19 protein-coding genes are annotated in these 21,082 nt (G+C 39.9%); 11 read left to right on the plus strand and 8 right to left on the minus strand.

The annotated features are described in order from the left end of the window. Window positions 1-84: 84 nt before the first annotated feature. Entirely contained in the window at window positions 85-594 is a 510-nt protein-coding gene (locus PISS_RS16000) for a hypothetical protein (RefSeq protein ID WP_058155612.1), read from the minus strand. Between the two features lie 1,013 nt (window positions 595-1,607). Between PISS_RS16000 and PISS_RS16005 the strand changes: the two genes are divergently transcribed. The 3 genes from PISS_RS16005 to PISS_RS16015 are packed head-to-tail and all read left to right on the plus strand — an operon-like array spanning window position 1,608 to window position 3,876. Continuing rightward, window positions 1,608-1,952, plus strand: a complete 345-nt coding sequence (locus PISS_RS16005; protein ID WP_016899979.1) for a hypothetical protein — start codon at window positions 1,608-1,610, stop codon at window positions 1,950-1,952. Further along, window positions 1,949-3,538 carry a PepSY-associated TM helix domain-containing protein gene (locus tag PISS_RS16010; RefSeq protein WP_058155614.1) on the plus strand — a complete coding sequence of 530 codons (1,590 nt, stop codon included), beginning with the start codon at window positions 1,949-1,951 and terminating at the stop codon, window positions 3,536-3,538. The genes PISS_RS16005 and PISS_RS16010 overlap by 4 nt, the downstream gene beginning before the upstream one ends. Further along, window positions 3,535-3,876 (plus strand): DUF3325 domain-containing protein, encoded by a 342-nt coding sequence (locus PISS_RS16015; protein WP_058155615.1) that lies wholly within the window; start codon window positions 3,535-3,537, stop codon window positions 3,874-3,876. Before PISS_RS16010 ends, PISS_RS16015 begins: the two co-directional genes overlap by 4 nt. A gap of 206 nt (window positions 3,877-4,082) precedes the next feature. Here PISS_RS16015 and PISS_RS16020 read toward each other — a convergent pair whose 3' ends face one another. Beyond that, window positions 4,083-4,616, minus strand: coding sequence for a lipocalin family protein (locus PISS_RS16020; RefSeq protein WP_058155617.1), 534 nt, complete (start codon window positions 4,614-4,616; stop codon window positions 4,083-4,085). 68 nt (window positions 4,617-4,684) lie between these two features. On the opposite strand from PISS_RS16020, the gene PISS_RS16025 reads away from it, so the two are divergent. Both PISS_RS16025 and PISS_RS16030 read left to right on the plus strand, forming a co-directional pair. Beyond that, complete coding sequence (locus PISS_RS16025) at window positions 4,685-5,140, plus strand: YaiI/YqxD family protein (RefSeq protein ID WP_058155619.1); 456 nt, start codon at window positions 4,685-4,687, stop codon at window positions 5,138-5,140. A gap of 1 nt (window position 5,141) precedes the next feature. Continuing rightward, on the plus strand, window positions 5,142-5,678 hold the full coding sequence (locus PISS_RS16030; RefSeq protein WP_058155621.1) for a DUF6942 family protein: 537 nt from the start codon (window positions 5,142-5,144) through the stop codon (window positions 5,676-5,678). A 14-nt stretch (window positions 5,679-5,692) separates the two neighbouring features. Here PISS_RS16030 and PISS_RS16035 read toward each other — a convergent pair whose 3' ends face one another. Continuing rightward, window positions 5,693-6,337 carry a LysE family translocator gene (locus PISS_RS16035; RefSeq protein ID WP_058155623.1) on the minus strand — a complete coding sequence of 215 codons (645 nt, stop codon included), beginning with the start codon at window positions 6,335-6,337 and terminating at the stop codon, window positions 5,693-5,695. A 114-nt stretch (window positions 6,338-6,451) separates the two neighbouring features. Between PISS_RS16035 and PISS_RS16040 the strand changes: the two genes are divergently transcribed. Next, a complete protein-coding gene (locus PISS_RS16040; RefSeq protein WP_013462814.1) occupies window positions 6,452-6,904 on the plus strand; it encodes an Lrp/AsnC family transcriptional regulator in 453 nt (150 codons plus the stop codon). 289 nt (window positions 6,905-7,193) lie between these two features. Continuing rightward, on the plus strand, window positions 7,194-7,403 hold the full coding sequence (locus PISS_RS16045) for a cold-shock protein (RefSeq protein ID WP_008463923.1): 210 nt from the start codon (window positions 7,194-7,196) through the stop codon (window positions 7,401-7,403). A 102-nt stretch (window positions 7,404-7,505) separates the two neighbouring features. Here the strand turns inward: PISS_RS16045 and PISS_RS16050 are convergent, their stop codons facing one another. The 4 genes from PISS_RS16050 to PISS_RS16065 form a co-directional block, all read right to left on the minus strand. Continuing rightward, a complete protein-coding gene (locus PISS_RS16050) occupies window positions 7,506-8,162 on the minus strand; it encodes a class I SAM-dependent methyltransferase (RefSeq protein WP_016899984.1) in 657 nt (218 codons plus the stop codon). 9 nt (window positions 8,163-8,171) lie between these two features. Continuing rightward, window positions 8,172-11,822, minus strand: a complete 3,651-nt coding sequence (locus tag PISS_RS16055; protein WP_058155625.1) for an AAA family ATPase — start codon at window positions 11,820-11,822, stop codon at window positions 8,172-8,174. Then, a complete protein-coding gene (locus tag PISS_RS16060; protein ID WP_058155627.1) occupies window positions 11,819-13,066 on the minus strand; it encodes an exonuclease SbcCD subunit D in 1,248 nt (415 codons plus the stop codon). Before PISS_RS16060 ends, PISS_RS16055 begins: the two co-directional genes overlap by 4 nt. Window positions 13,067-13,132: 66 nt before the next feature. Further along, window positions 13,133-13,369 (minus strand): hypothetical protein, encoded by a 237-nt coding sequence (locus PISS_RS16065; protein WP_013462818.1) that lies wholly within the window; start codon window positions 13,367-13,369, stop codon window positions 13,133-13,135. Window positions 13,370-13,798: 429 nt separating this feature from the next. On the opposite strand from PISS_RS16065, the gene PISS_RS16070 reads away from it, so the two are divergent. The 4 genes from PISS_RS16070 to PISS_RS16085 all read left to right on the plus strand — a co-directional run bounded on the left by PISS_RS16070 (window position 13,799) and on the right by PISS_RS16085 (window position 18,489). Continuing rightward, entirely contained in the window at window positions 13,799-16,243 is a 2,445-nt protein-coding gene (locus PISS_RS16070) for a M1 family metallopeptidase (protein ID WP_033103223.1), read from the plus strand. Between the two features lie 2 nt (window positions 16,244-16,245). After that, complete coding sequence (locus PISS_RS16075; protein WP_016899988.1) at window positions 16,246-16,740, plus strand: DUF6702 family protein; 495 nt, start codon at window positions 16,246-16,248, stop codon at window positions 16,738-16,740. A gap of 251 nt (window positions 16,741-16,991) precedes the next feature. Continuing rightward, a complete protein-coding gene (locus PISS_RS16080; protein WP_013462823.1) occupies window positions 16,992-17,609 on the plus strand; it encodes an HAD family hydrolase in 618 nt (205 codons plus the stop codon). A gap of 154 nt (window positions 17,610-17,763) precedes the next feature. Further along, complete coding sequence (locus tag PISS_RS16085) at window positions 17,764-18,489, plus strand: YebC/PmpR family DNA-binding transcriptional regulator (protein ID WP_013462824.1); 726 nt, start codon at window positions 17,764-17,766, stop codon at window positions 18,487-18,489. Window positions 18,490-18,720: 231 nt separating this feature from the next. On the opposite strand, the gene PISS_RS16090 is transcribed toward PISS_RS16085, so the two are convergent. Next, window positions 18,721-20,898 (minus strand): malate synthase G, encoded by a 2,178-nt coding sequence (locus PISS_RS16090; protein ID WP_058155628.1) that lies wholly within the window; start codon window positions 20,896-20,898, stop codon window positions 18,721-18,723. Window positions 20,899-21,082: the final 184 nt, after the last annotated feature.

Raw genomic sequence — 21,082 nt, forward strand, 5'->3', positions numbered from 1 at the left:
CACATTTTATTTTTAATGCGCAATTGCGCAAAAAATAAACTGAGACTAAATTAGTAAATTACTATTGCCTCAGCTTTCATAGTCTTATTGGAAAGACACATCTACAGTGTAATCTACAGTGTAAGCAGCGCCCGCTGTCAGTGTAGAATCAACGGTCATATCACCATATACATTAACGGTAATATCTGTTGCACTTGCATCAGTAGTGAAAGGAGACGCAACATTGTCAGCAGTTGTTACACTGGTTGTTCCATCTGTAGCCGTTGTTACTGGAGCAAAAGTTAAGTTAGTGCCTGTGCTTCCAGATACAGTAATATTCATTGCTGAATTTGGCGCTAAACCAGATACAGTAATTCCACCTAATTGAATGTTTGCATCTGACGCATCACAGTCACCCGATACAACGCCAGCATTATCCATCGTACAGGTTGAGCTTGTAGATAAGCGAATTTTACCAAAGTGCAGTGCGCTATCTTCTGCAAAAGTAGGCTCAGTCCAACCGTTTACACTTGCTTGAAATGTTTGGTTAGATGCATGTAAAGAAGTTGATGAGATTGCTAGTAAAGCGGAAGCAGCAAAGATTTTTTTATTCATAGTTTTTCCATTTTTAAAAATTATTATTTTTTTACTTCCGTGCAAATTAGTTTAGAGGGTTATCTCAGTCCATTGTTTCGGATTTAAACACAATTGTTATCAAAATGAAATCTTTTGTTAACATTAAGGCTTTTTAAAAGAGATAAGCAATATGAAGTTATTAATTTTGACCAGCAAAATGCAACAAGAAAAATAACACCGATGTAAATTATATTTTAACGCTAGAGGGAGTTATTTTAAGGCATAGTCATAGTGACTTAACTTATGTTGAATCTATATAGATGTTTATAAACTATTTTTAATCTTTCAGAACCATTTTGTAGTTTTGTATGGCTGGAGGCCTGTGCTTAAGTAGTAAAATAAAGTGGCTGCAACATCTATGCGACATGTTTATTTTTTGAGCATAATTTACGCGTTGTATCTCTATTGTTACCTTCCCAGTTAAAATCATTACGGATTAAACTGCATTTATCAAAGATCAGATTTTTACTAACATGTCGGTTTAAAAGTATAAAATTTAATTTTTCAAGCCTGTTTTTTCATCGTTTTGGTTGTTTTTTAGCTTTCTTTGGTAATAAGTTAGTAAAAAATCGGTTTATGCCAGCGGTATTTTATGCCTTGTTGGTAAAATACTGATCCAGTGTTATTTGAGAGAAATTTATAGCTTAAAAGGTCTCTAATTATTAGCTTCTTATATCAAAATTACCTGTTAAGGCTATGGAAAAACTTATTAAATAGAGTGCTTTATTTAACTTTTAATTTCATACACGGACGTGTGTTTACTGTGTCTTTATGTATTTAGCCGGTAACAGCAACGCATCCAGAGTAAGCATTCACTTAGATAGGTTATTTTATAGCTGACTTTTAATCTTTATATAGATCACTATTTAACTAACTCAATTAAATGCCTATTACTGCATTCAAATACAAATAAGAATTACTATCTTTTGTATTTGTTGGCGTTATAATATCGCCATCTTTTTTTAGCTATGTTTAAAAGGAATTTGCAGTTTATGCAGGCCACCAACCGTCTTTTAGACTTTCCCAAACCCGTTTTTTCTATGTTATGGCAATTTATGCAACGCTTTAGCTATGAATTAGCGGTTTTATCGCGTTTTTTTATTGCCATTGTTGGCGGGTATTTTTTTACAGCCGTAAGTGTGTCGCTATTAAGTGCAGTAGTGCCTGTGCCTAAAGTTGACGCGGTTTTGCTTAGTGTGTCTGCGAGTATTTTAATTTATGCCCTGGTGTTTATTTATAGCTTTTATATTCATTCATTAAAAACTGTTTGGATCAGTATTTTACTAAGTATTGCAGCGCAACTTGTCGTGTTATCGCTATTGAAGGGATGGTTATGAAAGGGAGTTTTTTTCGTTCAATGACGTGGTTACATACATGGGTGGGTTTGCTCGTGTGTTGGTTACTGTATTTAATATTTTTTGCAGGCACTATTAGCTTTTTTAGAGATGAAGTGAGCTTATGGAATCAGCCAAGTGTCCATAATATTGAGCAGCAGGCAGATCGTATTGGCGCGCAAAAGCAACAAATCGTGTCGGGTGTTGAGTATTTAAATGCGCAAGCACCTAATGCGCCTAATTGGCGTATAACGCTTCCTGAGGAGCGTATACCTTATTTAACGTATGGTTATGCAAAACCAAAAGAGCCTGGACAGCGCAGAGCGCAGTTCGAAAATACCCGTTTAGATCCAAATAATATGCAGCCTTTAGCACCCTTTGTAGATACTCGAGGGGGGAATTTCTTTTATCGCCTGCATTTTGATTTGCATTATATTGATGTTAAAACGGCGCGTTGGATTGTCTGCTTTGCTAGTTTATTTATGCTCATTGCGTTGATATCTGGCGTCGTTATTCACAAACGTATTTTTAAAGATATGTTTGTTTTTAGAGCTAATAAAGGCAGCCGTAGCTGGTTAGACGTGCATAATTTAAGTTCGGTATTTGCCTTACCGTTTCATTTAATGATTACTTATACGGGCATTATTACCCTGATATTTATGATTTTCCCCTACCCCGCGCAAACCGTTTATGAGGATGGAATACGAGGCTTTTTTAATGATGTTTCGCCAAGTAGTTCTGCAACAGAGTCGTTGCAAGGCACTGCACCGTTAGTGCCTATCAATACTATTTTGGATCAGGTTTATACTAAGTGGCCAGAGGCTGATATAACTCGGGTGATTATAAATAAGCCGAATAAGGCCGCTGCGACTATTATGGTTTTGGTCAGTCCTGGAAAAACATTAAGGGATCAAGCACCGCGTTTGATATTTAGTGGAGCGAGTGGTGAGCTTGTTGCTCAAACTGATGATGAACTCACCGGCAGTAAAGCGCTGTATGAGTCACTAAATTCAATGCACACTGGGCGTTTAGCAGAGCCATTATTACGTGTTTTATACTTTTTAGGCGGCATTGCTGGCTGCATAATGATAGCCACGGGCTGTATTATGTGGGCGAAGCGTATTCGGGAGCGAATGAAAAAAAATGCCCGGCCATCATGGGGTTTAAAACTCGTCGAAGCGCTTAATTTAGGAACTTTAATGGGATTGCCCTTGGCAACGTCTGCGTTCTTTTTAGCAAACCGATTAATTAGCACACGCGCAATGGAGCGCGCGGATAAAGAGATACTTGCCTTCTTTTTAACTTGGCTGTGTGTACTTATTATCGCTTTTGTAAAGCGTGACAAGTTGCAGTGGTGTGTTATGGCTGCCATAAACAGCATTGCTTGTTTTAGCGTGCCAGTGGTTAATGCGCTAACAACACAAGGGAATATAATCAGTTATTTACGTAATGAACAGTGGGCTTTATTTATGTTTGATAGTCTCTTTTTACTGTTTGGTTTGCTGTTTTTGTTACAAACCGAAAAATTACGTACTGCACTGCAAGCTAAAAAACCTAGTCCGATAAACACTCAGGAGCAAAAAGTATGATGGCATTGCTCCCTTTTAGTTTATGTTTGGTGGCTTTTAACTGCTTTGCACTGGCTAAGTTTAATCATTTTAAGGATGTTTTTAACAAGCGCCCGACTGATCAGCAGCGTTTAATTTTATTGAGTGTTGCTTGGATCAGTATTTTACTAAGTTTGCTGCTTTGCGTTAGCGAATTACACGGCTATGGCGCTCTACAGTTTTGCGGGTTTATGTCGTTAAGTGCTTTAATTATAATGATTTTTTATAGTTTTTTAGTCAATCTAACTAAGCTTTTTAACTTGCTTGTATTATTGATATTAGCCACGAGTACGTTATTTTTTGGTTTAAATAGGCTTTAGTTAGTAAAAACCTGATCCCAAAGAATAGGCTAAATTGAGGTAAAAAATGGCAAGCCATCAGGCTTGCCAATTAAAAAGGGGGATTGTCATTATGTCTTGTACTTGCCTTTCCTTTTGCAAGTGGGGCTAATATAGCCCCTCTTTATTTAGTTTACCTTACAGTAAGGTGAATGTTTTATTACAACCTAGGGGCATGTAAACCCCCTTTACAGCGATTTTTGATTTACCCAAATAATCTCATCTGTTGCAAAACCAAGCGCTTTTACTTGGCTTAAAAAGTGCTGCTTGAGCTCTTTGCTCACTGTAGGTTTTCTCGATAAAAACCATAAGTAATCTTTGCTATAACTGGTAATAAAGGCATATTGATAATCAGGTTGGTCGAGCTCAAAAATAATATAGGCACCATAAAACGGGCCAAAAAATGACACTTTAAAATGCCCTGTATCGGCGTTTTCTACAAATTTAGCTAAGCCTTCAGCTTCGTCCCATTTTTGTTCTTTACTAATAAACCCTTTGTTTAATACCTTTACCGTTCCATCATCGTTAATTGAATAAGTGGCTGTTACTTGCTCCATTCCTTGTTCAAAAGAGTGGTCTAATCGTGCTATTTCATACCACTTGCCTTGGTATTTCTCTAAATCAAAGTTTTTAACAGGGGTTATTCCTTCGGGTGCGCTGGTACAGGCACTGAGTAAAAACACGGTGGTAATAAATAATGCGGTTTTAAAAGCGAGTTTCATGTTGTTTCCTTTTCTTTAGAAATTGCTATAGGATCGCCTTAATACTAAAGCAATTTAAAGAACTTAGCATGAAAATTTGGGTTGATGCTGACGCTTGTCCGGTGGTAATAAAAGAAATTTTATTTAGAGCCGCAGAGCGTACGCAAACAGAAACAATACTGGTTGCAAATCATGCCATGCGCATCCCACCGTCAAAATTTATTAGCCGACTACAAGTGTCATCGGGCTTTGATGTGGCTGATGATGAAATAGTAAAACGGATTGAAAAAGGCGATTTAGTGATCACAGGAGATATTCCACTGGCAAGTGAAGTGATTGATAATGGCGGCCAAGCACTTAATCCGCGCGGTGAGCTTTACACCACTGAAAACATTCGTTCATTACTAAATGTACGCGATTTTATGGATACTATGCGCTCAAGTGGTGTAGAAATGAGTGGTGGGCCGCCTCCATTAAGCCAAAGTGACAGACAAAACTTTGCTAACAATCTTGATCGTATTTTAGTGCAAAATAAGAGCAGTTAAAGTGAGCAGCCAGTTAATAGGGTTAGGTGATGACTCATTCAGTGTTGCTGTGTATGTAGCAAAAGCGCCCCCTATGCCTTACTTTGAAACACTTGCGCAGCTAGAGCCTGTAGTTAGTGGGCAAATAAATAGCATAAACCAGCACTGTGGCAATGGCTGGCGAAAAGTCTTTAATGTGTACGCCAAGGTTTTATTTGCGCTGCCAAGCGAGTATTACGCTTTTGCTAAACAAGCCGTGAGTTGGCAAGCATATCGCGATGAGCTGTTGTTACAGCAGCATAACGGTACAGCATTACTATTTAGTGCGCCGGTGCTTACTGAGCATAAAAATCAATTGCACATTATTGCAGGAAGAACTCACGCTAAAAACTTAATACAACAAGGTAAATTAAACGCCCAACTTGATTGGCTTGATGATGAGTTTGCTATAGATAAAAGTCAGAATATTATTGTTTGCCCCTATTTTGATTATAGGCAGCTGAGTAATATTAAAATTGCTCGTTTGAGTGAATTAGTGGCCCAGTTGCGAATAACCTGAGCCACTTTCGTTTTTTAGGTAAGTGTTACGCTCAGTGTGTTAGCGCTATCAACTAGCATGAGCGAGCCCAAAATAAATAGGATGCAGGCCGATGCACGGCCAAATTTTAGTGAGAGCGCCGGATTATTGCTGAGGATTTTTCTGGCACTTACCCCTATTAACCAATATACCAGCGCACAGCCAACTAAATGAATAATGCTAAGTACCAGCAATTGTTCAGTAATAGAAAATGACAGTGTTGGTAAAACAAACTGCGGCAATAAGGCTAAAAATAACAGCATCACTTTGGGATTCAAGCCACTAATTATAAAGCCCTTTCTCATCCACTTTAGAGGCGTGTCTGAGGTGTGTTCTTGGCCATCGTTATAGGCTGCAGGCATTGAAGGAAATCGGTACAGTGATACGGCAATCCAAATTATGTACAAAGCACCAAATAAGGTTAACAGTTTTATAAAAATGGCATGCGACGCTAATAACGCGCCTAACCCTATCACCACAATCAAACTAGCCATTAAATGCCCAAGTATTAACCCCGCTACTGCAGGAATGATTTTATCACCCGCTATACCTGCACTGATTGTATAAGCCCAATCGGCACCGGGGGTAAGTACAAACAAGATTGATACCAGCCAAAAAGAAAAAATAATATTAATATCCATACGTATCCATGCGCTAAAACCCAAAATAAGTGAGCTGTTATTTTATTTCTTTCTGATGAGTAAAAGTTACTGTATTTTATTGATATGAGCGTTCATTTTAGGAAATAATCAACTATGGATACTATAGATAGGAAAATTCTTGCTGAGTTGCAAGTTGATGGCAGGCTCACCCTTTCTGAATTGGCTGATCGTGTTGGGCTAAGCGTGTCACCTTGTCATCGTCGTGTAAAAGAGCTTGAGAAAAGCAAAGCAATTGTTGGCTACAGAACAGAAATATCACCTGAAAAAGTGGGTTTAAACTTTTCTGCGTTAGTATTTATTACTATTAAAGAAGGTGATAAAGCGTCGTTAAGCAAATTAGAGCAAGCGGTGGATGCTATCCCTCAGATCACCAATGCACAACGCTTATTTGGCACCCCTGATTACTTATTACACGTCGTTACTAAAGATTTAGCCGCGTTTCAGCAACTCTACGATGACAAGCTATCAGCCTTACCGGGTGTACAACGTTTAACCTCAACCATTGTGATGAAAGATATTGTAAGAGCGCGTAACTTGCACTTTTAACAGGTTATGTTTTACACGAAGTTTAAAAAGTTAAACCGATGACGCTGCAAAGCCTATGGCAGCGGGCTTTGCCTAAATAAGTAAAAATAAAGTGTAAATAAAGCTTGTTATAAAGTGTATTGCTGTTATTCTGCTTGCCATCGGGTTGATAGAAAGCCCTGTTTATTTGTAAGTACCTCGTTGTTATTAGTAATAATCCTTCGCGATATCCTCAAGTTAAATGTTTGTTTTCTTCCTGTTAAACGCCTATTTTAAGGCAAATTTTTTATTATTTTTTTAGGATATTATTATGTCTAATACAACTACTGGTACAGTAAAATTTTTCAATGAAGCAAAAGGTTTTGGTTTTATTGAGCAAGAATCTGGCGCTGACGTTTTCGCACATTTCAGTGCTATCTCTGGCGACGGTTTCAAAACATTAGCCGAAGGCCAAAAAGTACAGTTTACTGTAACGCAAGGTCAAAAAGGCCCGCAAGCTGAAAACATCGTTTGCATCTAATTATAGAGGGAGTGGGCTTTAAAGCGCACTCACTCCGCTTAAACTAGTGTTAAGCAATAAAGCTAATATCATTATGATATTAGCTTTTTTTTTGACAAAAATTTATACAACGTAACCGCTAAAGCCAAGTGCTTTAAAATAAAGCTTTGGAATACCAAATCCACATTCATTCAGTAGTTCACTAAAGCGCATACGATCTAGGGGGTAAAACTCTCTTTCGAGGTTATGCCCCATTTGAGTTTTGCCAGCTTCAGTTAAGCCTAATTGAGCACAGGTGTTTAATTGTGACTCACGCTCAAATGTTGTTTCTGGGCGCATTAAATCAGCAATGTAAAGATTCGCTCCTTTTTTAAGGTTAGTTTTAATGCTTTTAAGAATTTGTTTTTTGTCGCCGTTATCTTCTACAAAATGCATCACCAGTAAACATAATACGGCGTCTGCTTTCGCTTTTACTTTATCAACTGGGCTACATTCAATAGTGACACGGCTATCAATACCTTGCTCTGCAAAGCGCTGTTTTGCAATATCGAGCATATCACTGGAGGTGTCTTGGGCAGTAAACTGCCATTTAGGATTTATTTGTGCTAATGCTAATACTTCCTTACCTGTGCCGGCACCAATCACTAAAATGTGTGCATCGTCGCTTAACGTGGTTTGCAGTTGTGCATTGGTTAGTTGATGAAGTAGCTCATAGCCTGGGACTAAACGGGTAATGCGGTTATCATATTCTTGTGCTTCTTCGCCTTTGAAAGTGGGCATGCTGTCTCCCTAAATTACGTTTATGGTGGAGTATCCACCCGGTTTTTTAGCGACATGAATTTGCGTAGCAACGCGTTCGCTCATTTCACTTACATGTGAAATTACACCGACCTTTCTACCTTGCGCTTGCAATGAATCTAGCGCGTCCATGGCAATACTGAGTGTTTCACTATCTAGTGTTCCAAAGCCCTCGTCAACAAATAACGAGTTAATTTGCACTTTGTTCGAAGATAGTGAGGCAAGTCCCAGTGCTAATGCCAACGACACTAAAAACGATTCACCGCCAGATAGCGTATTGACCGAGCGTTGTTCATCGGCCATATCGCGGTCGATAATGGCTATATCAAGTGACTCAGCAATTGCAGTGAGCTCATAACGCTTGTTAAGGGTTTTTAAATGGCTATTAGCATAATGCAGCAATATTTTGAGTGTTTGTGTTTGCGCTAAATTACGCATTGTTTTACCTGTGGCATCACCTAGTACTTTATTAAGTAAATGCCATTGGTCAACCTGTTGCTTGAGCTGGCTCAGTTCAGCTTGTTTGCCCTCAAGCGCTTTTGCATTTTGGTTGTGCTGCTCAATCGCGGTGTTGATGGTGAGTAAGCTATTTTGCAATTGTGTTTGCTGGGTATTTAAGTGGTTTTGTTGCTCAATTAGCTGTGCTTCGCTTTGCGTTGGCTGATTATTTTGTTGATGCTGTTCATTAGCTTGTTGCTGTTGCTTTAAGGCGGCACTGGCATCAACGACTGCTTGCGATAGTTGCTCGCCTTGTTTTAACTGAGTTTTAATATCGTCGTTGCTGATAGTTAGTAAAAATGTGACTTGCTCATGACTGATATCGCCATGAAGGATGTTAAATTCTTTAAACCAGTCGTTGTAACGCGTTTCAAGCATCACTAACTCTTGGTGGTTATCTGCCAGACGATGCTCAAGGTTTTTAAGCGTGATGGCGTGTTCATCGCGCTGTTTTACGGCACTGTCGTGTGCTTGTTGGCTGGCACTTAATTGGTTTTGGCAGTGCTCTAGCTGTGCTGACAGTTTAGCTTGGTAGTCATCGGCGCTAATAGTTTGGTTATCAAATAAGGCTAAGCGCTGTTGCTGCGTATTATTGTGCTGTTGCTGTGTTTGAGTTAATTCTTCATTGAGCGTGTTAATTCGCTGCTCTGCTTTGGTTATAAGCGGTGTTAGTTGTTGTAACTGTACATTGGCGCTGTCGAATTGTTTTTGACTTTGCTCAAGCTGTGCTTGGATTTGCTGGTATTGTTCTACCTGCTGAGCTAAATCGCTAAGCGTTAACGATCCTGCTTGCAATGCGTGCCAAAAATCACTGTGTTCAAAATGTAAATTGAGCTCTTTTATAAGCGCTTCGCTTTGAGTTGCTAGTTCATCGCATTTGTTATTAAGCTGAGATTGCTGATTGCTCAGCTCAACATGCTGTGTATTTAATTGTTGCTGTGTCGCTTGTTCTTTTTTAACTGTGCTTTGCAGCTGGTTAACAGTTTCTTGCAAATTACTGAGCTGTTTTTGCGCCGAAAAATACTGTGTTTTTTGTTCACTTAATTGCTTATAAGTTTCATCAAGCTGCTCAACTGTTAACTCATTAAGCTCGGTTTTAGCCGCTTGCATGGTATTTTTAATTTCCAGCATTTTGGCTTGTGCTTCACTAATGGCTTGGCTGTACTGAGCATGCTCTGCCACCAAAACCGCGTGTTGTGTTTGGTGCTGATGAAGCTGTGTTTGAGCATCTTGGTGTTGCTGCTTTTCGTTATTATATGCATTTTCAAAGTCGGTTATTAGGTTTGTAAAAGGTTGGCTTTGATTGCTCGCGAACGGGTGCTCTGTAGCCCCACAAACGGCACACGACTCATTTGGAACCAGTTGTGCGCGTAAATGCTCAACATGCTCACTGGCACGAAGCCTCGCTTGATTAAGCGCTTGCTCTGCGTGTTTAAGTGCCTGCTCTTTGCTGGTTAAATGCGTAAGCAGCGTAGTTTTAGTGTGTTCACTGTGGCTGAGCTTTTCTGCCACATCACGTTGCTGTTGCACCGTGTGTTTTAATTCTTGGTTAAACTGCTTATAGCGTGTGCGCTGATCTTTTAAATAATCAATGTTTTTAAGCTTACTGTCGCATTGTTCAATGTTAAATTGAGCGTGCTGCTGGTTTAGCTTATTTAGGCTTTGCTGCTGCGTTGTAAGCGTTTGCTCTGCTTGTTCGAGTTGTTTATTTTGCTCGCTAAGTTTTGCTGTGAGTATTGTTTGTTGCTCTGCGTGAGCCTGAGCTTGCTGCTGGGTTGTTTTTAGTTGTGTCTGAGTATTAAAAAACTGCTTAAAACTATGATGAAAATAGTTCCAATCAGTTGCCAATGGCTTTAATTGACTCTGCTCGTTCAACCAGTGCTGATGCCCTGTGATTTGAGTTGTGGCTTGCTCTGCACTTATTTTGTTTTGTTGTAGCTGCTGTTGTAAATCACTTAATTGTTGCTGCTCTTTGGTGCTTTGTTGAGTCAGACTTTTTATAGTTTGGTTATATATTGCTAATCGGCTGTCGAGCTCTCGTGCTTTTGCAATCAGAGGCTCTGCCGTTAGCTTTTGTTGTTTTGCTGTATCTAATTCGTTTTGCTGTTTTTTAACGTTACCTGCTTGCTCGGTGATCTGCGCGTTGTGATCAAGCTCGTTTAATTGTTTTATTTGTGTATTTAACTGGCTATTTTGCGCTGTTAAGCTTTCACAGCGCTGGCGGTTATCTTTAATTTCAAGCGCACTTTGCGCTTGTTTTGCTTGCTCAGTTTGCGCTTTAACAGCATTAAGTGCGGCATGTGCTTGTTGCTCGTTTTGCTGAGCATTTTTTAATGCCAGCTCCAAGCTATGCGCTTGCTTATACCAATTAACGCTTTGCTCTGTCGTTGCTAAAGTTGTTTTAGTGTGTTCAATTTGTTGTTTTAAATCAGCCAGCGTTTGTTGTTTTTCACTCAGCTCATCGTCAGACAATAACGTATAACTGGCTAAACTTGCCGTTAGTAATTCAAATTTATCTTTAATAGCTTTGTTGCGCTCAAATATACGCTGCCCTATTCGACTAAATTTATCGGTGCCAGTCAGGCACTCTAAAAGCTGCGCGCGCTCATCGCCAGTGGCTTTTAAAAAGGCGGCAAACTCATGTTGTGCTAGTAACACCGCACGCGAGAACTGCTCAAAGGTTAAACCTATTTTATTTTCTATGGCTTTTAAGGTGCCACTTTTGTCAGCAATTAAGGTTTCATCGGGTAGGCTATGTAAAGTATGTTCGGCCACTTTAAGTTTGCCGGTTACTTTTTTATGTGTACGTTGAATACTATAACGTGCTCTGTAAAGTTGTTGGTCTTGGCCACTAAAATCTACTTCGGCGTACCCTTCCCATTTGCCACGGCGCAATAAATTGCGGGCATCGTTAAGCTTAATGTTATCGCCATTAAAATCAATTAGGTTACCTTTATCGCCTTTCAAACGCGCAGTTTTTGTATAAAGCGCTAAGCAGATGGCATCGAGTACGGTGCTTTTACCTGCGCCGGTGTCACCTGTAATGGCAAAGAGGCCTGCGTCTTTGAGTGGTGAAGCTAAAAAGTCGATTTCGGCATCGGCAATGGAGGCTAAATTATGAATACGAACAGCCGTTATTTTCATAGCAGTTGCTCCTGTTCAAGTTCTTCAATTACGTCGGTTAACAGTGCTTTTAATTCATTGGGCACGGTTGCTGTGGCCATATCTTTATCATTATTAAATGCTTGTTCGAGTAAGCTAATTGGGTTGAGCATTTCCACAAAACTTAAATCTTCAAATACCGTTTCTGAGGAATTACTCACTTGCTGGTCACGAACTCGCTCTATGCCACAAAAATTAACCTGTTTTCCTTTAAGTGCTTGCTCAATTTGTTCTCGAAAGGTGGTATCGATATCACTTGATTTAAGTTTTACTCGTAAGTAGGGAGCAATGTCGTATTGCTCTGTATCGAGTGCTTTTATTTGCTCACACAGCTGCGCTAAAGGCACACATTCTCCTTCAGGAAGTACAATTACTTCAGCTAAGCGCGGAATGTAAAGGGGGTTTACAGTAGTGTTCAACGGTTGGTTTTTTTGCTCGCTAAATTCAACCACATTTACTTGATGGGTATACTTTCTTTCTGAAAACGACATTGGAATAGGCGTGCCGCTGTAACGTATTTGCTCATTTTTAGCTACTAGTTGTGCTTTATGTAAGTGGCCTAGTGCGACGTAATTGGCTTGCTTACCAAATACCGACGCTGAAATAGCTTCTTCACCGCCAATGACCAAATTACGTTCAGAGTCACCGGAAATATTACCGCCTTTTGCATGCAAATGACCCATAACAATTAAAGGCGTATTTTCAGCGTTAAGTGTTAGCGCATGTTCAAGAGCAAGTTCATAGGCTTTTGCAACGCCCTGTGCGTAACTGGGGCCATTTTCGGTTTGGCTAAGCGTGCTTATGTCACTGGTGCGTAAAAAAGGCATAGCGAGTACCACAGCGCGTTTATCATCGTTATTAATCGTTATTACAACGTCACTGGGTTTAGCAGGATCAAACCGCCCTACCACATGAGTATCAAACTGGGCTAATAAGGGCTGTGCAGCCAAAATACGATTAGCGGAGTCATGATTACCCGCAATAATAACAACGTGTAATTGTGGGCACTGGGCTTTGGCGTTTTTTATAAATTGATAGAGTTGGTTTTCGGCGTTAGCACTCGGTGTGGCAGTATGATAAATGTCACCTGCAACAAGCAATAAATCGATTTGTTGGTTAACGAGGGTGGTTAACAGCCAAGAGAAAAAAGCATGGTGTTCATGACGGCGATCATGTTCATAAAATTGCTGACCTAGGTGCCAGTCTGAAGTGTGAAGAACTTTCATTTTGCGCTCTTAAAAAACCATAAGAGCGCCAATATACCCAAGGCAATTAAAGATGCAAGTATCGCTTTAGGTTAAAGTATACCAAGCTATAAAAATAACGGGCAAAGCAGCGAGCGCGATTGTTAAAGGCCACTTTAATGCTTTGGCTTTTTTAGCTTGTAATACTTGCAGTGCATTAGTTTCATTACAAGCAGCGACTTTATCAATATACAGATAACCCGAGTTTATATACTGCTTACAATTTTGCACGTCTGCTGGTATTGCAATTAGTTTTTGCTGCTTTTTTAGGACATAAAAATCCATAAACTCACCACACTTGTTACGACTAGTTAGAACAAAAAATATTTGAGAGAAACGCTAAAAAAATGCTCTCAAATTAAAAAAGTGGGCGATTCTAATTACAAACTATAGTAAAGATCAACCTAAAACTGCGTTATTTAGCTTTTTTAATGAAAATAGCTGTGTTTTTTGCTTTTATCTCTACTTTTAGTGATAGCCAGTGTGTTTTGTAAACCCCCTTTACAGTTTTGTTTGGCGTATTAATTGCCTTTGTTTTTTTTATTCAATTTCTGACGAAATGTCCGTTCTTTTTTGTTGTATAAAACGCTATTTATTGTATTTACAAAAAGGTGGGGAATATCACCCTATAAAAGCAGGGTTTTATCGCTATTTTATTGAAGCTAAGCTGTAAATTTGTCACAGTAGCGTTATTAAAATCGATCAGGATTAACAATGAAGAAAAATTTATTTACACTGAGCGCGTTTGTATTGCCTTTGGCAATGGCAAGCTCTGTGCTTGCCTCATCTGTTGAGCAAACTAAAGGCAGCTATGTTGATAAGTTTCGTCAACTAGATGAAGCTTTACCTACGCCTAACGTTTACCGCAGTGCAGCTGGTGCCCCTGCTGAAAATTATTGGCAACAACGCGTTGATTACGATATTGATGTAAAGCTTGATGAGCAAAAGCGTCGCTTAACGGGGAGTCAAACAATTGAATATAAAAATAACTCTCCGCATACATTAAAGTATTTATGGCTTCAGCTTGATCAAAATATTTTTAAAAATGACTCAATTGCAGAAACCACGCAAACATTTAAAAGTACCCTACAAAACGAACCAGATGCAAAACCAGCTAAGTTAAGCTTAGGTGATTTACGTCGTCAGCAATTTATGGACGATAATGAACTGGGTTACACCATCAGCAATGTTAAAGATGAAGATGGTAAAGCGCTGCGCGTGACTGTGGTTGATACCTTAATGCGCATTGATTTAAATACGCCACTTAAACCCGGTAAAGATGTTGAGTTTAGTATGGACTTTGCGTTTAACCTCGTTGAAGAAGACGCGGTAGGCGCACGTGCAGGTTACGAGCATTTTGAAGAAGACGGTAACGATATTTTCTTAGTTGCACAGTGGTTTCCTCGCTTAGCGGCTTACACCGATTACGAAGCATGGACAAACAAACCGTTTTTAGGCAGTGGTGAGTTCACTTTAGAGTTTGGTGACTACGATGTTGAAATTACGGTTCCTGCGGATCATATTGTATCGGCAACTGGTAAGCTTGATAACCCAAGCTCGGTATTGACCAGCACTCAGCGCAAGCGTTTAAAAGAAGCTGAAACAGCAAAACGCCCTGTGTTTGTTGTTACCGAAGAAGAAGCGCTCGAAAACGAAAAAGCCGGTACAGACAAAACAAAAACATGGCATTTTAAAGCAGAAAATGTTCGTGACTTTGCTTGGGCATCATCACGTAAATTTATGTGGGATGCTAAAGGTTACCAGCAAGGTGGTGATGAACAACCACTCGTTATGGCGATGTCGTTCTTCCCTAAAGAAGGTGGCGACTTATGGAAGAAATACTCAACTGAAGCGGTTGTACACACGATGGAAGTGTATTCACAGTATTCATTTGATTACCCATACCCAACTGCGCAGTCAGTTAATGGCCCTGTAGGGGGTATGGAATACCCAATGATCACTTTTAATGGCCCACGTACAGATTTACAAGACGATGGTACACGCACTTACTCTCAAGCAGAAAAGCGCTTTTTAATTGGTGTTGTTATTCATGAAGTGGGTCATATTTACTTTCCAATGATTGTAAATTCAGATGAGCGCCAATGGACTTGGATGGATGAAGGTTTAAATAGCTTTTTAGACGGTGTTGCTGGGCGTGAATGGGATCCAACCATTCCATGGGGCGTTGAACCACGTGACATTGTGGCTTACATGAAGTCAGAGACTCAAGTGCCTATCATGACGCAATCAGACAGCGTGCTACGTTTAGGCCCTAACGCCTACACTAAACCAGCTGCGGCATTAAATATTTTACGTGAAGTGATTTTAGGGCGTGAATTATTTGATTTTGCCTTTAAAGAGTACGCTCAGCGCTGGAAGTATAAACGCCCTACTCCCGCTGATTTTTTCCGTACTATGGAAGAAGCCTCAGGTGTTGATTTAGATTGGTTCTGGCGTGGTTGGTTCTACACCACAGACCATGTTGATATCTCGCTTGATAAAGTATATCAATTACGTTTAGACACTAAAAATCCAGATATCGACTTTAAACGTTTACGTGATATTGAAGCTGATAAGCCAAGTTCATTATTTGTTGAGCGTAATCGCGCTGAAGGTAAAAAAACGTGGGTTGAACAAAATCCAGATGTGACAGACTTTTATGACGAAAACGACCGCTTTACCGTTACAAACAAAGAGCGTAATACGTACAACAAGTTTTTAAAAGGCTTAAAGCCGTGGGAGCGTAAAACACTTGATCGCGCGCTAGAAGAAGACAAAAACTACTACGTGATGGAGTTTTCAAACCTCGGTGGCTTAGTGATGCCAATTCTTTTAGAGCTAACGTATGAAGATGGCACTAAAGAGGAACGTTATATTCCTGCAGAAATTTGGCGTCGTAATCACAAAAACGTACAAAAGCTGATTATTACCGACAAAAACAAACCGCTTACCTCAGTAACGGTTGATCCAGGCTGGGAAACAGCGGATGTTGATGTAGAAAATAACCACTACCCACGTCGTATTATTCCTTCGCGTATTGAAGTGTATAAACGTGAAAAGAGCAAGGCAAAAGTAAGCCGTGATATTATGCAAGATATCAAAACAGAGCTGAAAAAAGACGAGCCAAAAGACGAAAAAAATAACGACGAGGACCAATAATAATGCGCTTTTTGCTTATTATTGTTTGTTTTTTAATTGCTGCGCCAAGTATGGCGCATCAATTAAAATCATCCGTTACAACGGTGTTATTTAATCAGCGTACGCACAACATTGAATTGATGCATCGTTTTTATTTACATGACACAGAGCATGCTGTTGGTAACTTGTTTAAAGGCAAAGTGGATATTATGAGTAACAAGCGTGACCAAAAACGCTTTGCCAAGTATGTTGAATCTCATGTTGCCTTACAAACCTTGAGCGGTGAGCCCCTCACCCTTAATTATGTAGGTGCACAAGTGGATGGTAAGTTTTTTTGGGTGTACCAAGAAGCTGCTATTCCCGATGAGATTGAGGGCATTAGAATGAGTCATGGTGCACTGCGTGATTTGTGGCCTGCACAAGTGAATATGGTGAACGTTGAAGGGCGAGGACAGATAAAAACCTTAAACTTTAGCCAAGACGATACCTGGCTTGAAGCGAAATTTGAGCCGAAATAACCACTATTATTGCGCACCTTTAGAGGGTGCGCACTTTCCTTTATAGCTGATCGAGTTAATTAATTGCATCGTAAAGTCTTTACTATATCAGTTATACAAACCCAAACTATTACGTTATCAAATGAGCTATAATTAAATTTCAATGGACTGAGCTGTTTTTTATATGTTTATTGATATACTTTTTATTAAAGGTTTAGATAACCTAAGCCAAACCTAGCATACTGAGCTAATTATTTAGCGCAAGGAATGAAATGAAAACGCAAATTGAGGCAATCAAAGGTGTTATTTTTGATTTAGACGGAACTTTAGTATCTTCAGAATTAAACTTTTCATTGATAAAAGCCCAAGTAGGTTGCCCTGCAGAGCAAGACTTACTCGATTACATAGAACAACTGCCTTCCCCCTATATGCGTGAAGAAGCAATGAATATAGTGCATCAGCATGAGTTGTTAGATGCACAATCGGCTAAGCTTCTACCTGGCGTTGTAGAGGCTGTTAAAGCGCTACAAGCTAAAAACATACCTATGGCCATTGTTACACGTAATTTTGATAAGGCGGCGACATTAAAGTTACAGAATAACCCGCTACCAATAGAAACAGTACTCACCCGAACAGACGCACCAGCAAAACCCGATCCGAGCGCTTTATTAACGGTTGCAACTCAATGGGAAATGCCGGTCGATAATGTGATTTATGTTGGTGATTATTTATACGACATTCAAGCGGCGCACAATGCCAACATGCGTGCCTGTTTGTATGCACCTGATGTGACCCCCGGGTATGCCGAACAAGCCGATTTTGTTATTCATGCATTTGATGAGTTGGTGTCATTAATTGACAATTACGCTGAAAAAGTTGAGTTATGTTAAATTGAGCTTTGTTTTATTTGTTTAATAACATAATGGGTATTATTTAAATTAATACCCAGCTGCTTTTGCACAGCATAGCATGTTGAACCACTAGCCCAATACGGTTTGAATTGGTAAAATATCGCAAACCAAATGTATTCAATAGAGGCACAAGATGGGCAGAGCATTTGAAGTCCGCAAAAGTTCGATGGCTAAAACAGCCAACGCAAAAACTAAAGTAAATTCGAAGTACGGTAAAGAAATTTACGTTGCAGCCAAAAGTGGTGAACCCGATCCCGATGTAAATCAAACATTGCGCCGCTTAATTGAAAAAGCAAAAAAAGACCAAGTTCCTGCGCACGTAATCGAAAAAGCAATTGAAAAAGCAGCCGGCGGGGCAGGGGAAGATTACTCTTCAGCCCGTTACGAGGGTTACGGCCCTGGTAATTGTATGGTGATTGTTGACTGTTTAACCGACAACCCAAACCGCACAATTAAAGATGTACGTTTACCGTTTACTAAAACAGATTCAAAAATAGGTACGCCTGGGTGTGTTGCACATATGTTTGATCACCTTGCTGTTTTAGGATTTGCGGGCGATGACGACGAAGTTGTGTTAGAAGCCCTCATGATGGCTGACGTTGATGTAACCGATGTAGAAGCCGAAGATGGCAAGGTATCGGTGTTTGCACCGCATACTGAGTATTTTAAAGCTAAAACGGCACTGGAAGAGGCATTTGAAGGCATTAACTTTGAAGTTGATGAAATTACCTTTGTGCCACAAGTACATGTTGAAATCACTGATGAAGAAGTTATTGCCAACTTTGATAAATTTATCAATATGCTTGAAGATTGCGATGACGTACAAAATGTTTATCACAACGCGACCATTAAAAATTAATTCGTAGTGATTTGAATAGTGATTATTCACTAGCGTTATTAAAAATTAGCTTAGGGTCTGTTGACCTTTGCGGATTATAATTTGTTCAAACTAGGGGCGGTTTAATCGCGGCGCGAGGTTTGTAACCTAGTGGGCTAAGTAAAAATGATACATAAGCCGACACTGAGTCGGTTTTTTTGTGCCTGAAATAAAGTGAAAGCTGATTTTTTTATTTTTAGGTTAAGTTTTAAGTTAGTGCTGTGCTTTATATTTCAAGCGGTAGCTGTGTAGTAGCGGCTCTGTGTAACCGCTCGGTTGACTAACCCCTTCAAATACCAGTGCTAAAGCAGCTTGATACGCAATATTTTTAGCTAATGTCTGCTCATTAGTTGCCATTGGCGTGTAAAGGCTGTCATGCTCGTTTTGGCCATCAACAACCTTAGCCATTTTTGCCATCACTTTTTGTACTTGCTCTTTGCTACATACACCATGATGTAGCCAGTTGGCGATATGTTGGCTTGAAATACGTAAGGTGGCTCTGTCTTCCATTAAGCCAATATGATTAATGTCAGGCACTTTAGAGCAGCCTATTCCTTGGTCAATCCAACGTACTACGTAGCCTAAAATACCTTGCGCGTTGTTTTCAAGCTCGCTTTGAATATCTTCTTTTGATAGCGTTTCAGGGTTTGGCATGAGCGGCGGTGTAAGTAAGCTCTCTAGGCTTGCTATTTGACGCGTGGCAATGCTTTGCTGCAGGCTAAATACATCAACATCATGATAATGCATTGCGTGTAATGTGGCGGCAGTAGGGGAGGGCACCCAAGCGGTATTTGCGCCAGATTGAGGGTGCGCTATTTTTTGCTCCATCATCATCGCCATTTTATCTGGCATTGCCCACATACCTTTACCAATTTGCGCTTTATGGCTTAAGCCACAGGCTAGGCCAATATCAACGTTGCGATCTTCGTAAGCGCTGATCCAAGGCTGTGCTTTAATAGCCGCTTTCGGCAGCACAACACCCGCTTGCATTGAGGTATGAATTTCATCGCCAGTGCGGTCTAAAAAGCCAGTGTTAATAAACACAACACGCTCTTTTGCTGCATGAATACATGCTTTTAAGTTGGCTGATGTTCGACGTTCTTCATCCATAATACCCATTTTAAGGGTGTTTTTAGGCAAGCTCAGTGCCTCTTCAACCATACCAAATAAAGTATTAGCAAAGGCGACTTCATCAGGGCCATGCATTTTCGGTTTTACAATATTAATACTTTGCGCAGTTGAATTTTTAATCGTATTTTTAGTGTTTAAATCGTGCAAAGCAGCTGTTGCGGTGAACATGGCATCCATAATGCCTTCAAACACATCATTGCCGCTTACATCGGTAATGGCTGGATTTGTCATTAAATGTCCCACGTTACGCACAAACATCATACTGCGCCCTTTGAGGGTCAGTTTTTGGCCATCAAGACCTGTATATTGTCGGTCAGCTTGTAACGTGCGGTCGACCATTTTGTCGCCTTTTCTAAACGTTTCAACCAAGTTGCCTTGCATTAAACCAAGCCAGTTTTTGTAAACTTGTACTTTATCTTCTGCATCCACTGCGGCAACCGAGTCTTCACAGTCCATAATGGTTGTTAGTGCGGCTTCTAGCACCACATCTTTTAACCCTGCTTTATCAGCTTGACCAATAGGGTGGTGATGGTCTATTTGCAGCTCAATATGCAATCCATTGTTTTTAAGTAAAATAACACTCGGGTTTTGTGCTTCACCTTGATAGCCAATCAGTTGCTCAGGGTTTTTAAGTGTGGTGTGCGAACTGTCGCGCAGGGTAATAGCAAGGGCGCCGTCAACAATAGAATAATTTGTACTTTCAATGTGCGAGCCATTTTCAAGCGGTAATGCTTTGTCTAAAAACTGCCTTGCGTAAGCCATTACTTTAAAGCCACGAACAGGGTTGTATTGGCTGCCTTTTTCGGCGCCGTCGTCTTCGCTTAAAACATCGGTTCCATATAAAGCATCGTATAACGACCCCCAACGTGCATTAGCTGCATTAAGTGCAAAGCGTGCATTACTAACCGGCACCACTAGCTGTGGCCCTGCAGTCAACGCTATTTCTGGCTCTACATTTTGAGTTTCAATACTAAAGTTTTCAGGCTCATCAACTAGGTAGCCAATATCTTTTAAAAACGCTTGATACTGAGCTTGGTCAGCATTTTTATTTGCAAGGTGGTAGTCATCAATTTGCTTTTGTAGCTGTTCACGCTTAGCCAGTAGTGATTTGTTCAATGGTGTAAGTGTTTGCACGATGTTGGCAAAGCTTTTCCAAAACTGGTGTTCATCAAGATGGGTACCAGGTAATAATTGTTTTTTAACAAATTCAGCAAGTTGCTTATCAACGCTGAGTCCTGAATGGGTGAGAGTGTGGCTCATAATTAATATCCTTAAACGGTCCGACAGTGTGCAATTTTATATGCGTACACCTACCATATCGCAAAAAAGTGGCTTTGAATGCTTTTTAGTCATTCACTATATGTATAGCCGCAATAAAAACTATAAATTTACTAAATCTAAAAAATAAGCCTAATGTTTAATTAAGCGCTACAGAGCTAACGTG

Origin of the sequence: Pseudoalteromonas issachenkonii (assembly GCF_002310795.1) — a bacterium.
In the GTDB taxonomy this organism is placed as follows: domain Bacteria; phylum Pseudomonadota; class Gammaproteobacteria; order Enterobacterales; family Alteromonadaceae; genus Pseudoalteromonas; species Pseudoalteromonas tetraodonis.

Bases quoted from the DNA above. Each gene is read 5' to 3' on its own strand.
- PISS_RS16000 (WP_058155612.1), bottom strand. From the start codon at position 594: ATGAATAAAAAAATCTTTGCTGCTTCCGCTTTACTAGCAATCTCATCA.
- PISS_RS16005 (WP_016899979.1), top strand. From the start codon at position 1,608: ATGCAGGCCACCAACCGTCTTTTAGACTTTCCCAAACCCGTTTTTTCT.
- PISS_RS16010 (WP_058155614.1), top strand. From the start codon at position 1,949: ATGAAAGGGAGTTTTTTTCGTTCAATGACGTGGTTACATACATGGGTG.
- PISS_RS16015 (WP_058155615.1), top strand. From the start codon at position 3,535: ATGATGGCATTGCTCCCTTTTAGTTTATGTTTGGTGGCTTTTAACTGC.
- PISS_RS16020 (WP_058155617.1), bottom strand. From the start codon at position 4,616: ATGAAACTCGCTTTTAAAACCGCATTATTTATTACCACCGTGTTTTTA.
- PISS_RS16025 (WP_058155619.1), top strand. From the start codon at position 4,685: ATGAAAATTTGGGTTGATGCTGACGCTTGTCCGGTGGTAATAAAAGAA.
- PISS_RS16035 (WP_058155623.1), bottom strand. From the start codon at position 6,337: ATGGATATTAATATTATTTTTTCTTTTTGGCTGGTATCAATCTTGTTT.
- PISS_RS16040 (WP_013462814.1), top strand. From the start codon at position 6,452: ATGGATACTATAGATAGGAAAATTCTTGCTGAGTTGCAAGTTGATGGC.
- PISS_RS16045 (WP_008463923.1), top strand. From the start codon at position 7,194: ATGTCTAATACAACTACTGGTACAGTAAAATTTTTCAATGAAGCAAAA.
- PISS_RS16050 (WP_016899984.1), bottom strand. From the start codon at position 8,162: ATGCCCACTTTCAAAGGCGAAGAAGCACAAGAATATGATAACCGCATT.
- PISS_RS16055 (WP_058155625.1), bottom strand. From the start codon at position 11,822: ATGAAAATAACGGCTGTTCGTATTCATAATTTAGCCTCCATTGCCGAT.
- PISS_RS16060 (WP_058155627.1), bottom strand. From the start codon at position 13,066: ATGAAAGTTCTTCACACTTCAGACTGGCACCTAGGTCAGCAATTTTAT.
- PISS_RS16065 (WP_013462818.1), bottom strand. From the start codon at position 13,369: ATGGATTTTTATGTCCTAAAAAAGCAGCAAAAACTAATTGCAATACCA.
- PISS_RS16070 (WP_033103223.1), top strand. From the start codon at position 13,799: ATGAAGAAAAATTTATTTACACTGAGCGCGTTTGTATTGCCTTTGGCA.
- PISS_RS16075 (WP_016899988.1), top strand. From the start codon at position 16,246: ATGCGCTTTTTGCTTATTATTGTTTGTTTTTTAATTGCTGCGCCAAGT.
- PISS_RS16080 (WP_013462823.1), top strand. From the start codon at position 16,992: ATGAAAACGCAAATTGAGGCAATCAAAGGTGTTATTTTTGATTTAGAC.
- PISS_RS16085 (WP_013462824.1), top strand. From the start codon at position 17,764: ATGGGCAGAGCATTTGAAGTCCGCAAAAGTTCGATGGCTAAAACAGCC.
- PISS_RS16090 (WP_058155628.1), bottom strand. From the start codon at position 20,898: ATGAGCCACACTCTCACCCATTCAGGACTCAGCGTTGATAAGCAACTT.